The organism is Massilia antarctica, from assembly GCF_015689335.1.
GTDB lineage: Bacteria > Pseudomonadota > Gammaproteobacteria > Burkholderiales > Burkholderiaceae_D > Telluria_A > Telluria_A antarctica.
The window spans coordinates 6,594,335-6,608,869 of the sequence record NZ_CP065053.1 but is presented as its reverse complement, the minus strand read 5'-3'; the positions used below and the strand labels follow the sequence as shown (position 1 = coordinate 6,608,869).

Sequence of the window (14,535 nt, the reverse complement as noted above, 5' to 3'; positions counted from 1 at the left end):
ATTGGTTTTATGAGGGTTTGATTATGAATGATCTGACAAAGGCGTTTTTGGCACGGCTTTCAGAAGCGGCTTGGTTCGAAAATGTCGGCCGCCCGGAGGAATCGCCCTGCGGGGAAATCTTCATTTTTGATTGGGAGAAAGCAATAATTTCTTCCACTTCAACCGTGTTTACTGACGTTACTCAAGATGCAACAAATAAATTGACTACGTTTTTGGATATTGAATATCCTAAAGAATATTTACTATGGAATAAAAAGGTTAAAAATATCAGGCCGGTGTTATCGTCGCTAGTTACCAGAAAAGTGCAAGAGGCCGCTCGAAAAGGGTTTTGTCCACCGACGGTCTCTACAGACATAGTTAGATGGACATTGGTAAAAGCTTGCCTGGCTCTCGAGTACTCGGATTACTGCAAGTCTCCGTATTTCGAAATACTTGCAGAGTGGTATTTACGTGGTCATTTCCCATGTGGCTGGGCTGGCGAAGCCGAGGAATTTAAATGTAGTGCTAATAATTGCCCATTGATAATTTTTTAACTTGGCGCTACACCGGATACGTATCAAAGAAGCGTTTTGTCTATATGCTAAAAAAATTGATGGCAAATAGCGAAGATGTTAGCAGCGTAAGAGTAAGCAGCAGACCTGAATAGCTGGCACGACTTGACGATGGAATTGCATTTAACGCTCAACGTGCTGTTGCATATCCTTACAATGTAGTTTGTATAAACAGCCCCCAAAGGAACGGGATATACTTGACTGGACGTCTACTATCGAATGCAGGTGAAATTGTTTCACGAAAATTTACGCAACTATCCGAAATTCAGGAGCGAACGGGAATAAACTATGTCAATGAATTCTCGGTAAAATACCTAGTCAACGAGATCATCGCAAATGTACCATCTAGCGGTGCGTTGGCAGGGCGGCCTTTGCTAGGTCAGCACTATCTTGAGGTTCCGGTCCAGCTTCGCCCAATTCCGCAATCAATTCTCGATGCTGCGGATCGTGCAGGCATCTTAATTCGAGATGTTAATGATAGAGTGCACTAATGAATAGGCCTATATTTTTTTTTAAATCATGGTTTCGCGCTAAGAAGAAGCCAGCGGAAATTTGGTCCGAGGATCAAGCTAAACTCGCGCATTCCACAAACCGGACCTATACAGTCCTGGTTGAGTCTATTAACGAGCCATATTGCTTTATCGATATTGCTAAAGGTGTAGTGGGGGTTGGTGTTCATGATGAATTTTTGCGCGAATCGTTGACGCATGCATTTCAGGAGGTTGGACCAGGAAAGTTATTTCTGACGATGGCAACACACCGTGAATTTGATGGCGGCTCAGACAAAGTCGTGAGTGGTATTTCTTACCTCTTTGAACAAAATGGGTGACTGTTCAGTCCCTATGAACGCCAGATATCTGTTGTAAACAATTCCGATCACGTTCATCATGCTGGGATGGCAACGAAACCTCCTTCTCCCGACCTGACCGGCCTGTCCCCCGAACAGAAGGACATTCTCATTCTGACGTTGCTGGCCCGCTTGGAGGCGCTCGAGTCAAAGGTCAACAAGAACAGCAGCAATTCGAGCAAGCCACCCTCGTCGGATGGCATGGCCAAGAAGACCAGTTCCTTGCGCGAGTCGTCGGGCAAACTGCCCGGCGGCCAGGCTGGCCGCAAGGGCACCACACTCAAGCAGGCCTTGCAGCCGACCAGTCACACCGATCATCCGCTGCCAGAACACTGCAACCGCTGTCAGCATGCATTGCCGTTGCACGATACCGTGGTCCAAGAACGTCGCCAGGTATTCGATGTGCCCGTCGCCGCGTTCGACATCGTAGAACACCGCACGCTATCCGTGCGCTGCCAGTGTGGGCAACTGCACACCAGCGCATTCCCGGCTAACGTGACCGAGCCGGTGCAATACGGTCCCAACGTGCGCGCGTTGGCGGTCCACCTCACGCAGGGCCAGATGCTGCCGTTTGCTCGCGCCGCCGAGCTGATTCGTGACGTGTATGGTCTCGCTATTTCACCCGGCACGCTGGTGGCCTGGGTAGGCGAAGCGTGCCTTGCATTGCAAGGCACGGCAGATCTGATCGCGCAGTATTTGCGCGACGCCGCGCTGGTCAACGCCGACGAATCAGGCCTGCGTGTGGCTGGCCAACTGCACTGGCTTCATATCGCGGCCAACGACACGCTCACTTGGTACGGCGTGCATGCCAAGCGTGGCATGGAGGCGATCACCGCGCATGCCATCTTGCCTCATCGCTCGGGCGTACTGGTGCACGACTGCTGGTCGCCGTACTGGAAACTGGACGATGCCACACACGGCTTGTGCAACGCGCATTTGCTGCGCGAACTGCTGTACGTGAAGGAACTCACGGGACATCAGTGGCCTCAGACGATGACGGATTTCCTGCTCAGCGCCAATCAGCTATGTTGGGCTGCACGGCGCTCCGGAAAGCGCTTCAGCGAAACCGACATCGCTGCGTTCACGACACTCTATAACGCTATCATCGATGAAGGGGAAATACTGCATCCCGAAGTCGAACTTCCCATCTGGAAGGGCGGCCGCGCCAAGCAATCGGTCGCCTGCAATCTGCTCCGGCGCTTCCGCAAACATGCTGACGCCGTCCTGTTGTTCATTCGCGATCTCGCCGTACCGTTCACCAACAACGTGGCCGAACGGGCCGTGCGCATGCCCAAGGTAAAACAGAAGGTTTCGGGCTGCTTCCGCACCGTCGAAGGCGCCGGCAATTTCTGTGTCATTCGCTCCTGCCTTGATACGCTGCGCAAGCAGGGCCACGGTATGCTGGAAGTTCTACAGCGAGCATTCGCAGGCAATCCTATCCAGCCAACTGCATAGGCGCTGAACAGTCACCAAAATGGTACGGTCGAGATTATGCGTGAATTCTTTAACCCTCACCGGCTTGAAACGGCCGCGTCGATGGCGGATGTAAGCTCGAATTATTCTGCAACACCTGAGTTTGGTAATTATGATGATTTGATTCGAGTTGAGAGAAGCTAATCGCCGGCGCCATCCAGGCCAAGGTCGGCGAGCAGTTCCCGCAGAGCCCCGAGGCGGTGCAAATCGCCGGGATTCACCTGGCCGTGTTCGGGCGCACCGCCGAGCTGGGCGAATTGTTGTCCTGGGAATCGCAATACAAGCTCGGCACAGCATCCTATCTGTTCGTGGCCGAGCAGTTGCTGACAAGGGCGGAGGCGCAGGCGCGCTTGCCGTCCGGGCTGGGCGACGCCGAATTCATCAACACCCTGTACCAGCTGACCGTGGGCCACATTCCCGATACAGCCACGCACGCGCTGCACCTGACCAAGCTGGAGAGTGGGGTGTCGCGCGGCCAGATCGTGCTCGACATGATGGCCGGCCTGAACGGCGGGGAATTGGACAACTTCAACAACACCGCCAATATCGGCCTGCATCCGGCGACGACGACTGGCCTGACGCAGCAGGTGGTGGTGCAGGACAACCATACGACGTATGACTTGTTGAACCGCATGGCGCGCGTGACGGATGGCCGCTACGACGTGGTTTTCGCCTACGACGCCAACGGCAACCGGGTCAAGGTCGATACGACTTATACCGACGCCACGGGCAAGGTGGTGACGACGCACGCGGTCAACACCTACGACGCGCTGAACCGGCAACTGATTGTCAACGGCGAATATAAAGATGGGGATCCGGCGTCGACGGTGGTGATCGGCAAGTTCGGCCACAAGCTTGAGTATGACTATTTGGGCAACCGGACCAGCGACACCTACCTGCTGGACCCGGAAAAATCGGAGACCCCGACCGTTGACACCTACGAATACGACAACGCCGGCCGTTTGACGATCGCGCGCCGTGGCGAGTGGATCATCGACATGCGTAGCTACGACATGGCCGGCCGCCTGGCACACGCCGGGGTGTCCGTGCAATTCGAACCGGGGCGGGAAGAGGCATACAGGGCGGCGCTCAAGGAGTGGAAGCTGGACGCAGGCACGCGCGCCATTGCCTACGACAAGGCCGGCAGGATAGTGCGGCAAAAAGAATTCCATCTGGACGGTACTGCCAGCAACGATATCAAGTACGTGCTTGGCGGTAACGATTACTTGTCAACACTGGTAGGCTACGACGCCGCCGGCCACTTGAAGGGTTACTACGTCGTTCCGCCCGGTTCCCTACCGCCCGGCCAGTACCTGTACACGACCCAGTACACCTACTTCGACAGTTATCGCCAGAAGGGCCTGACGGTGAGGTCCGGCGAGGGCGTGGACATGACCGCGAACATGACCGCGAACACGACCACCAGCGATTATGATGTGAACGGGCACCTGGTCAAGGTCAACGACCCGGCGTTCGAGAAGCAGGCGGCGAAATCGCGCACCTTCGTCAATGACGCCGCCGGCCATGTGTTGCGCGCCACCACGGGCGACCAGGTCACGCATGCGCTGGTGGTCAACGACCAGATGCTGGGCGCGACGGGCGGCACCCTGACCGATGTCAACCCCGGGATTTTTGCCAGCACGTACGAGCCGGCCAGCGTTGTCGCTGCGTCCAATGTGCCGTTTGTCTACATCGTGCAGCAGGACGGCGAGACGCTGCAGAGCATCGCCGGCGCGATCTGGGGCGACGGCAAGCTGTGGTATCTGATTGCCGATGCCAACGGGGTCAGCGACGGACCGCTCAAGGCCGGGTTGTCCTTGCAGATCCCGGCGCGCGTCAACACTGTGCACAACGATTACCGGACTTACAAGCCCTACGATCCGTCGGTCCTGGTGGGCGACATGACGCCGGCCTTGCCGCCCATGGCGCCCAATGCCGGCTGTAACCAGGTGGGCATGATCGTGATGATCGTGGTGGCGGTTGTGGCGACGATTCTGACCGCCGGCGCTGCCGCGCCTGCGGTAGGGGCGGCGGCCGGCGGTACCGCAGTCGGCGGTGCAGCGGTTGGTGGTGCTGCGGTGGGTGGAGCTGCGGTTGGTGGAGCTGCGGTTGGTGGAGCTGCTGTGGGTGGAGCTGCGGTTGGTGGAGCTGCTGTGGGTGGAGCTGCGGTGGGTGGGGCCGCAGTCGGCGGTGCTGCTGTCGGTGGTGCCGCTGTTGGCGGTGCGGCAGTCGCCGGCAGCACAGTCGCTGTCGGTGCCGTCAGTACCGTGGCCGCCAGCACTGCCGGCGTGGGCCTGGCCGGTGCCTGGAGCGCAGGCGTGGCTGTCATGACCGGGTCGGCGACGCTGTCGCTGGGGACCGTGGCTGCTGCCGCCCTCGGCAGTGCCGTGGGATCGATCGCAAGCCAGACCGTTGGCATAATGATGGGCATGCAGGACTCGATCAACTGGAGTGCCGTCGGCGCCAGCGCGCTTGGCGGCGCGATCAGTGCTGGCGTTGCCGGCTGGGCGGCGAACTCGTCCATGCCGATTCTGGGTGGCTCGCAATTCTATAATATTGCGGCCCGCGCGGCCCTCGGAAGCGCGCTCACGCAAGGCATCAGCAGCGTCACCAAAATGCAGGACGGGTTCAAGTGGCGCAACGTGGCGGCGGCGGGCATCGCGGCAGGGGCCGCCGCCGGGGTATCGCAAGCGATCGGCGGTAGCTTTGGCACAGGATTCTTTGGCGACGTTGCGCGCGGGACCGTTTCTGGTATCGTGGCGGGCGCCATGGTGCGCATGTTTACTGGCGGGAAGTTCAATATGACCCGCGTGGCGACGGACGCGTTCGGAAATGCGTTCGGCAATGCGCTGGGCAATAGCTTAGGCGCGGATCACAATAACGATGCAAGCGAGTCTCGCCTGGATGCCATCGGTGACGATATCGAAAACGGTCCGCGTTTTGCAGATGCAGGTCTTGATCAGAGATCACGGTTGTTCAATCCAGATAGCGATGGCGACATTCGCAATGACTGGGGGAGCGGTGAGGGAGCAGTGCCGGAAAATGCGAGGGTAATAGTGCATGGTAAGAGGCTAGGATTCTTTGAAACTATTTGGTCGTATGCTCAAGATGCGGGTAATGCGGTTGTAGATTTTGTATCGGGAGCACCATCCTCCAATTCCTCGGGGTATGGGACTGCCCAATCCTCCGGGTATTTTTACAATCTGAGCCCATCTTCTAGCCGCAAGCAAAGCGAAACCAGTGGCGGTACTTATCGACCTTCGATTGCCGGTCCACGAAATTCTTTAGAGAATTTTTCCAATACGTCGATTGGACGTGCAAATCGGGTTCTGGGCCAAGCGGCTCTCGACGCTACAGGATTGCGTATGACTGCCCTCGATGCGAAAGGATTTAATCTAACGATGCAGGAACAGATTGAATATGCCGGCTTGAATTCCCGGCGAAATAGCCAGGCTGGTACGTTATCCCAAATTGATCGCCAACTTCGGCAGGTGACGAAGTTTAGCGATTGGACTCCCGATGAATGGCACCGGACAAACGAAGAGGTTTTGATGACCCTGGGATCGCTCGGAGCGGCAAAAGCGATTGGTGGTTTGCCAAGGTCTGTTGGGGCAAATAGGGTTGTTGTGAATAGCGAGGCACCTCTCCCAGGTTCAGTCCTAATGAATGTGGGCGAGGGCGGTGGACCACTTTATGATCCTGCAAAACTTACTCGAATTCTGACTGCCGCTGAAAAGCAGGGGGCTACCGTCATGCAGGGGTCTGAAGCTGAGCGTCTTTTGAAGGCCATTGGCGCCAAGGCCGCATATTTCCCAGCAGAGGGTGGGCCGGGTACGTTTATCTTTTCGAGCAGCCCCACCAGAAGTGAGGTGCTTGAAGAACTGATGCACTTTGGTCAGTATAAAAAGGCCGGCTTTCCGACCAGCGCAACATATGACGGGCGTGTTCAAGGTATCCAGTTTGAGATTGAGGCACAACGGCGCCTTGGCAGTCTAGCCGAAAGGCGGAATTGGTCACCGAGTGAAATTGCTCACTTCCGAAGCGCCGAGGTGACTTGGCAGTCGTTGTTAGACGACGCAATAAAAAAGGTGATTAACTATGTCGAATACTTTCGAAGTCATTGAAGTGGTCTCGGTTCTTGGCCGAAAAGATGTACTTGTCGTTTTGGAAAGCCTTACTGGCGACGCGTATTCTGTGCGAGGGACGCTGTGCTCGCCACAAATATCAGGGCGCTGGCGGATAACGTCCGTACTTCCGGGTAATCCCTCAGCACCTGCTTCCCGCATAGCGATTGGGCTGGATGGTCCAATGGGACTAGCGCCGGGCATGCTTCTCACCGATGCACAATAGGGCAGCGCTGAGATACTTCTCTTTAATTAAAAAAAGCCGTCCCCAACCCACTGCTGTTCGTGGCGGGGCACGAGGCAATCCACCCAAGTTAAGCCATTTCAGCAATTTTTCTGACTCATTGCCTTGTGCGGTTTGGGGCCTTGCTTGCGTGGTTTCGAGAGATTTTCCCGATGTCGATAGGTCCGTCCAGCGATCAAGCCAAGCACGCCCCGTAGCAGTGCTCCGATCTTCCGTCCGATCACGCTTCCAAGCAGCAGGATGGGCATCAACGGCTTGAGCGCGGTGTGGGCGTAGGCGTGGTTGATGCGTTTGTTCGCGGGCAATTCGGCGTCGACATGGGCGGTCAGCGCAACCAAGGCCTGCAGATTGTCGCAGACGATTTTGGCGGCAACATCCTGGGCTACGGCTTGCTGGGTCAATCCTGTGACGTGTTCCAAATTGAGGCGATGCTTGAGCCGTTTGAATGCTTCCTCGATGCCCCAGCGCTGGTGGTAAAGCTCGCCGAAGCAATCAGCCGGGTAGAGCTTGTCGTCGAACAGGTTGGTCATCAGAACGCGCTGCGCGCCAGTCGGCGAGACGTTGCGCACCAGACGCACGCGCTGCGGCTTGCGCGGGCACTCATAGTCGATCGCGTCCTGCTTGTCTGGCGCGCGCAGTATGACGATCCGCTCGTTCGCGCTTGAGCGCATGAAATCGCGTACGTAGGCGAAGCCGCTGTCGTTGTCGACACGCATGCAGAACTTGATGGCGCGCTGGTTCAACATTGCCACCAGCCAGCGGCAGGGATAGCCGCGATCGAGCAGCAGCAAATCGTCCGGGGAAAGCCGGTCGAGATGTTCAAACAGAAACTGCCGTTCGCCGCGCTCGTGGACGCTGTGCAGGGAGGCGGCGAGCATCAGGTCGGGCCCCGGCAGAAACAGGCCGAACAGGATTTGATCGGCAAGGGCGGCGCGTTTGACATGACTAGCGCGCAGACCAAAACGTAGCGTCGAGGCATCGGCTGCGACCAGGCGAAGACCGCGCCAGCGCGGCACAAACCGATCCTGCTCGGCGCGCGCGATCAGCCAGTCGTTGAGCCGGGGGATAGCCGTCAGCGACAGCTTGGCGCGTGCTTGAGAGAACGCCTGTTCGGACACCTCGTGGACCAACTGAGCTTGGTGACGCAAATGCGCGAAGAAGGTGTTCAACTCGGCTTGGATACTCATGCGCATACCCGTCAGCATGATGGCAACCAGCGTGGGCAACGGCAATTTGCGACAGCGTGAAAACGCAGTCGGATGATCGGAATGGCGTGCGTCGTTGAGAAATTCTGTCGAGCATAGTCGGGCGGCGAAGTCTTGAAACAAGGTGGTCAGAACGGACATGGCGAGCAGTGGAAGCAAAAATTCACACTGCCGGCCGCGCTTCCAAACTGATGTCAAGTGTTTTTATGCCTATATTGAATATAAATCATCTAATCGCACATTAAATGCTAACTTGGGTGGATTGAGGAGCCGGGCACCGGCGGAGCTTGATGCGAACGAAGAGATTGCGTGTTGGTCCAACTGTTACGCAGTAACGCAAACGAGAAGGGAAAGATCATGGCCAAGACTGCAGCAGAACGACAAGCTGCCTACCGGGCGCGCCGACCAATGGCGGGCCGCAACGGCGAGCGCCGGCTAAACACTTGGCTGAGCACCGGCGCCGCCTTGGCGCTGGCCAGGTTGGCCAAACGTTACGGCGTAACGCAACGCGACGTGCTGGAGCGTTTCATCTGTACCGAGGATGATCGGATCCTTGCGGGCATCGAGCCGAACACGCCTGAGTGGGATGACTACTTGGGCATCAAGCCCGTTACGCGGTAACGACGCCCTCAACAGTAGCGGCCTCGACAGTACAACGACTGGCAAGCCGCTGCGCGGTACTGCCAGCCGCGAGGCGGACACTAACAGCCACGCTGTGAATCGAGTCAGGCCAACAAGGCGCGCGCCGACGGCGCTTGCCGCCGCGCTTCGCCGTCAGCCAGCTACCTGCCACGCAAGAGCACAGGCGCTACGGGGTAAATCGGCCGCTGCGCGTCCGCTTTAACATAACGCGGCATTCCGCAAAGCCGGCCCATTCGCTGCGCTTCGCTTCGCTCGGTGGTCCGGCCCCGCGCTGCGCCGGGCCCTGCGGGTTCGCGCAACACGGCGTTATGTCTGGCGCCCCTGCGCGTCTGCCAAGCCGGCATGTGCGCCTTGAGGCGCAGGGTTCGGTCAGGGTTACGACGCGCGCGGGGCCGTCGGCGCTTGCACCCGCGCGCTGCCGTCAGTCAGGTTCAACGCAACCGCAACTTCCACAGCCACCCCAACCGTGTCGCCCTGCGGGCGCCACGGTTCATTCCGGCCACGCAAACGGCCAGCGCCTCTCAAGCAAGTCCCGAAGAAACTCATAAATGCATTTGCCAACAAGGTTGGTGACGATGCCGCTCATGAATGAGCGTTCTGGCGTGGCTGCGCGCTTTCTGGGCTTCTTCGACATCTGTTTACTCCTCAAAAATGGATGAGGCGTCATCGTCACATGGGTTTCGAAAAAACTTAGAATTTAGGTGTGGCGGAAAACCGCACGTCGGCGCCAAAAAGCTAAAATGCCGGCGGGCTGAACGATTGAAGGAGAGCTGGAACCCGCATGGATGCTGCGTGTGCGGGCGCGCGGAGTACGACTTTGCATCGGACCGAATGTGTTCGGCAATGCGTTCGGCAATGCCCTGGGGAGTAGCTTGGCGGCCGCAATGAGGCCTGGGTCCAACTCGGCGGGGACTGGCGGCTCGGCAAGTAACGGAAGCGGTGATGGGATTGTCTCAGGCCCCGGTCAAAATGACGATGGCGGTTCATCTGAGGCACCAGGCGCAGGTGGTAGCGTTAGTCGCAAGGCTAAAACGCCTGGCGGCTATGTCTTGGACGCGAACGGCAACCGTGTCCAATGGGGATCGCCGGAGGAGCGGCAACCAACTGAGCCGACACTGAACATTCCGCTATATAGTGATAGTAGGCGCCCCGTCACTGCTACTGGAGGAGGCAGTGGATACATTGGCCGTCTGAGGCCCTACAATTCCAAGTATTACGCGCCTGGATTTAGCGTAACCAACGGCAGTGTCAGACTGGCGGTTGATGGCTCGCAACGAATCTTCAATGAAGTGCTTAACGCGGACGGCTCCTCTGGTGGCGTTTTTGATTCGGTGGGAGCGGGGTTAATCACAACAGGAGCGCATGCTGGCCTACCCGGTGATGCTGTGCATCCAGGACACGACGAAGCTCGACTTCAACGGCCAGGAAACATAGGGCCTGGGGCCGCTGAACTACGAGGCCCGGCGCGGCATGTATGTGCACCCGACGTACGCGGTGACGCCCGGAGGCGAGTCCCCGGCACCACTCAATCGAGCGGCGCGCTGCGATACCGGTTGACCTCCGACGCCGTCACCGGCGGCGCCTTGTTGCCCCAGCTGCTGCGCAGATAGGTCACCACGGCCGCCACTTCATGGTCGTTCATGCTGTGGCTGTAGGGCGGCATGCCGTACGGACGCGGATTGCCGGCCGTGCCAGGCGCAAAGCCGCCGTTGAGCACAATGCGGATCGGATTGACCGCTTCCTTCATCGTCAGCGCGCGGTTGCCGGCCAGCGGCGGGTAGTGCGGCGGCAAGCCCTTGCCGTCCGAACCGTGACATTCCACGCAACTCGCTTCATACAGCTTCTTGCCCTCAGCAATCACCTGGCCCACCCTCGGATCGGTCGATATCTCCACGGCCGGCGCCGGTGTGGCCGGCAGCGATTTGAGATACACCGCCATCGCCGTCACGTCCCCGCTGTCCAGATGCTGCAGGCTGCGCTGCACCACCTCGGCCATCGGCCCGAACACGGTCGCGCGCGGCGAGACGCCGGTCTTGAGCAGCTCGACGATGTGCGGCACTTCCCAACTGCCCAGGCCGGCTTCGGCGTCGGAGGTGAGCGAGGGGGCGTACCAGCCGATCATCGGGATCAGCCCGCCCGCCAGGCCTTCTTCGCTGGCGCCAACACTATTGCGCGTGCTGTGGCAGGCGGCGCAGTGGCCGAGTCCCTCGACCAGGTAGGCGCCGCGGTTCCATTGCGCGTTCCGGGTGCTGGCCGGCACGTATTGCCCCGGTTTGAAATAGAGCAGGCGCCACCCGGCCAGCATGAGCTGCTGGTTATAGGGGAAAGCCAGACTGTGCGGCTTGTTCGGCGCCTTCTGCGCGGGGATGCTTTGCATGAAGGCGTACAGCGCGTCCGAGTCGGCGCGGCTGACCTTGGTGTAATTGGTGTACGGAAAGGCCGGATACAGCAGGCGGCCATCGCGCGATGTGCCGTTGTGCAGCGCGTTCCAGAAATCGTCGGCGCTCCAGGCACCGATGCCGGTGTCGCGGTCGGACGTGATGTTGGGCGCGACCAGGCTGCCGAAGGGCGTTTCCAGCGCGCGCCCGCCGGCGTAGGCGGGGCCGCCGCGCACCGTGTGGCAAGCCATGCAGTCGCCCGCCTTGGCCAGATAGGCGCCGCGGGCAATGTTTTCGGCGCTCGGCGCGAAGGCGGCCGGCGACGACGCGGCGATGAAGTCCTGGCGCGGCCAGGCGACGGCCACGGCGGCGCCGATCACGGCGGTGAGTGCCGCCAGGCTGATGAGTAATTTATTTTTCATGAATCGGTTCCTGGCTTAGTCCGGGGCGCTGCCGCATTCGATGGGCAAGGGGCGGGCGATGGCGCTGGCGGGGCGGGCGTCGGGCGCTGCCTGCTGGGTGCTGAGCCAGGCCGTCACGGCGGCCACGTCGCCCATGCCGAGGCGCCCGGTGATGACCGCCATGCAGTCGGGTTCGCGGGCACGGCGCGCCTTGTTGCGCCAGGCGCCGAACTGGGCGTTGAGATAGTCGGGCGGCAGGCCGACCAGGCCGGGAATCGATGGCGCGACGCCGGTCAGCTTGTCGCCGTGGCAGGCGATGCAGGCGGGTACCTTGATGGCGGGGTCGCCCTGCATGGCCAGCTGGCGGCCGCGCGCGAGCACGGCGGGCGCGACGTCGGCCGCGCGGGCCGGTAGCGGCGGCAAATGTTCGCTGGCGAAGTGCTCGGCGATCTCGTGCAGGTAGGCGTCGGGCAGGTAGTCGACCATGTAGGTCATCAGCGGAAACTGGCGCCGGCCTTCGCGGAAATTGACCAGCTGGTTGTATAGATAGCCGGCCGGCTTACCGGAGATGCGCGGGAAAAAGGCGTCGTTGACATCCTTCTTGGCGTGGCAGGAGGCGCAGGCGAGCAGGCGCTGCTGCATTGTATCGGGCAGCACGGCGGGGCGCTCGGCCGCGTGCAGCGGGGCGGCGGCCGTCGCGCTGACCGCCCCAGCGGTGAACGCGAGCGCGCCGAGCACAAGCGCGCTGGTGAGGGTGTTTCGCATGGATGATTCTCTGATAAGGTGACCGGTGACAACATGATAGCGCGTCGGGGCAGGGCACGACAGGTGCAGTGGGCGGCGAAAAAGCGGATCAGCGGGGGCCGGTGCGGCTGCGGATGGCCGCTCGTTGCGTCACAAATGCGGTGCTGGTGCGGATGAACGCCATGGCGCTGCCGGTTGCGGTGACGCCCGCCTCGATCGGCAGGACGCTGTCGGTCCGCGCGACCGATGACGCCAAAAGTCATCGTGGGCGCCTTGATCCGGGATGTAGGTGTGCTGACCGCATGAATCTCATGCGCCCCCATGCCGCAGCGGACCGCATCGGCATATAAAAGTGTAAATGTTTAATGAGCGATAATAATTTCCTGATAATATTCCATCGAAATGCTTATTACCCCTCATTGGAGAGTCATGAAAAAATTACTTGCAGCAGTTTTCGTCGCCAGCGCCCTGGTCAGCCAGGGTGCGTCGGCCGCGATCCAGACCTACACGTTTTCTGGTGTTGTCGGAAGCATGTCGTCCAGGATCATGGTGGACGGACCATGGGGCCCGGACTACGAATGGCACGACATTCCAAGTGCTCAGTCCTGGACGTATAAAAGCATCAGCGTCGGTGAGCGCTTCAGTGGCACTGTGAGCTTTGACGATGCCCTGGTTAAAACCGGGGGCGGCACCGGTTCGTATTCGATGATGTTCGCAAACGGCGAGAAGGCGTCGGCCGTCGACGAGAGACTTGAGGGATACGGAGGCTTCCACACTGGTTTCAGGCTCTGGGGTCCCTATGTTGGTTTGGAATTTGACGTCGCGGGCCTGTTCACGCCGGGCCAGCCCGTTGTCCTGACCGCGCAGGGCGCTTCGGTGGGTGCCAGCTGGAGTCCGAGCGCAGGCGGCGGGGGCTACGTCTCCTTCTCCGGCAAGTTGGACTCCTTGGTTAACGTGACGGCGGTGCCGGAACCGTCGACGTACGCGATGCTGCTTGGGGGGCTCATGCTTGTTGGTGCGCGGGCACGCCGTTTGCGCGCCAGGCGGAGCGCGTAAGGGATCATTGCGCAGCCGTACGCACCGGGTTCGCATTCCAAACAGATCAATCCGGGCGTGTTGTATGACGGCTCGCCGTTCGGCTCGCCGTTCGGCTCGCCGTTCGGTTCGCCGCTCGGTATGTCCAAGGCGACGCTCGTCGCCGCCAGCGGCCCACGGCGATCGTGGAGCCGCTCTTGCTGCGCCGCATTGCCAAGAGCGAGCAGGGCCCTTGCCAGGTCAGTAACCGGGACAGTGATGCGAGGGAGGGCGCGTGGTGGGCCGGCCGGTCAGGGCGTGGTCCGGGCCGTCGCCTGGTCGGAGCGCCAGCGCCGGTACACGCGCAGGGCCACATGGGCATCGTCGGCGGCGTACAGGATCTGCTTGTCGCTCAGGCGCGCCAGTGACCAGTTGGTGGTGGTGATTTTTTTGGATTTCTGCAGCTTCTGGCCGAAGAAGCGCGCGACCGCGGTCTTGGCGCCCAGGCTGTTGCGTTCGCCCTTGCGCAGGGCGTTCGACAGGTCGAGCACATTGTGGGTCTGAATGCCGAGCTTGCTTTGCAGGCGCAGGATGTCATCCTTCAAGCCGAAACCCACCTTGAGGATGGACTTCGATTCGAGCACCGCCTTGAGCACCTCGAGCGCCGGCGTGGCGCCGATCTGGAACAGGTAAGCGACCTCGTCGGTTGCCAGCTGCACCAGGTGCGGGCCGGTCGACTGTTCTCCCTTGAGGAAGGTCGGCTTCGATTCGGTATCGAAGCCGAGCACATCCGTTGAAGAGAGCGCCGCCAGCGCCGCGGCCGCATCCTGGTCGGACTTGACCATGCGTACGTCGGCCAAGGTGATGCCGTCGTAAGGCGGCAGCAGCGCGTCCGGATCGGTCGTCATTGAG

At 59.9% G+C, this 14,535-nt stretch carries 11 protein-coding genes and 1 pseudogene; 8 read left to right on the top strand and 4 right to left on the bottom strand.

The window, feature by feature from the left end; translation table 11 throughout:
* Nucleotides 1-23: 23 nt before the first annotated feature.
* The 4 genes from IV454_RS29020 (at nucleotide 24) to IV454_RS29005 (ending at nucleotide 6,995) form a co-directional block, all read left to right on the top strand.
* Nucleotides 24-533: a hypothetical protein gene (locus IV454_RS29020; RefSeq protein WP_206089102.1), complete on the top strand. Its 510-nt coding sequence runs from the start codon at nucleotides 24-26 to the stop codon at nucleotides 531-533.
* Nucleotides 534-1,041: 508 nt separating this feature from the next.
* The gene (locus IV454_RS29015; protein WP_206089100.1) at nucleotides 1,042-1,380 is read left to right on the top strand and encodes a hypothetical protein; all 339 of its coding nucleotides are present in this window, start codon (nucleotides 1,042-1,044) and stop codon (nucleotides 1,378-1,380) included.
* A gap of 66 nt (nucleotides 1,381-1,446) precedes the next feature.
* On the top strand, nucleotides 1,447-2,853 hold the full coding sequence (gene tnpC / locus IV454_RS29010) for an IS66 family transposase (protein WP_229521909.1): 1,407 nt from the start codon (nucleotides 1,447-1,449) through the stop codon (nucleotides 2,851-2,853).
* Between the two features lie 218 nt (nucleotides 2,854-3,071).
* Entirely contained in the window at nucleotides 3,072-6,995 is a 3,924-nt protein-coding gene (locus tag IV454_RS29005) for a DUF4214 domain-containing protein (RefSeq protein ID WP_206089098.1), read from the top strand.
* Between the two features lie 324 nt (nucleotides 6,996-7,319).
* On the opposite strand, the gene IV454_RS29000 is transcribed toward IV454_RS29005, so the two are convergent.
* A complete protein-coding gene (locus tag IV454_RS29000; protein ID WP_206089096.1) occupies nucleotides 7,320-8,585 on the bottom strand; it encodes an IS4 family transposase in 1,266 nt (421 codons plus the stop codon).
* 216 nt (nucleotides 8,586-8,801) lie between these two features.
* Between IV454_RS29000 and IV454_RS28995 the strand changes: the two genes are divergently transcribed.
* Together IV454_RS28995 and IV454_RS28990 are read left to right on the top strand one after the other, a co-directional pair.
* Nucleotides 8,802-9,065 (top strand): hypothetical protein, encoded by a 264-nt coding sequence (locus tag IV454_RS28995; protein ID WP_206089094.1) that lies wholly within the window; start codon nucleotides 8,802-8,804, stop codon nucleotides 9,063-9,065.
* A 1,374-nt stretch (nucleotides 9,066-10,439) separates the two neighbouring features.
* Nucleotides 10,440-10,598: pseudogene (locus tag IV454_RS28990) on the top strand (IS4 family transposase); the annotation flags it as partial.
* A gap of 13 nt (nucleotides 10,599-10,611) precedes the next feature.
* Here the strand turns inward: IV454_RS28990 and IV454_RS28985 are convergent.
* Both IV454_RS28985 and IV454_RS28980 read right to left on the bottom strand, forming a co-directional pair.
* Entirely contained in the window at nucleotides 10,612-11,886 is a 1,275-nt protein-coding gene (locus IV454_RS28985) for a c-type cytochrome (RefSeq protein ID WP_206089092.1), read from the bottom strand.
* A gap of 15 nt (nucleotides 11,887-11,901) precedes the next feature.
* Nucleotides 11,902-12,630, bottom strand: a complete 729-nt coding sequence (locus IV454_RS28980) for a c-type cytochrome (protein ID WP_229521908.1) — start codon at nucleotides 12,628-12,630, stop codon at nucleotides 11,902-11,904.
* Between the two features lie 68 nt (nucleotides 12,631-12,698).
* Here IV454_RS28980 and IV454_RS28975 point away from each other — a divergent pair, with 68 nt between their 5' ends.
* A complete protein-coding gene (locus IV454_RS28975) occupies nucleotides 12,699-12,959 on the top strand; it encodes a hypothetical protein (protein ID WP_206089090.1) in 261 nt (86 codons plus the stop codon).
* 79 nt (nucleotides 12,960-13,038) lie between these two features.
* Nucleotides 13,039-13,665 (top strand): PEP-CTERM sorting domain-containing protein, encoded by a 627-nt coding sequence (locus IV454_RS28970; protein WP_229521907.1) that lies wholly within the window; start codon nucleotides 13,039-13,041, stop codon nucleotides 13,663-13,665.
* A 269-nt stretch (nucleotides 13,666-13,934) separates the two neighbouring features.
* Here IV454_RS28970 and IV454_RS28965 read toward each other — a convergent pair whose 3' ends face one another.
* On the bottom strand, nucleotides 13,935-14,531 hold the full coding sequence (locus IV454_RS28965; protein WP_206089088.1) for a 3'-5' exonuclease: 597 nt from the start codon (nucleotides 14,529-14,531) through the stop codon (nucleotides 13,935-13,937).
* Nucleotides 14,532-14,535: the final 4 nt, after the last annotated feature.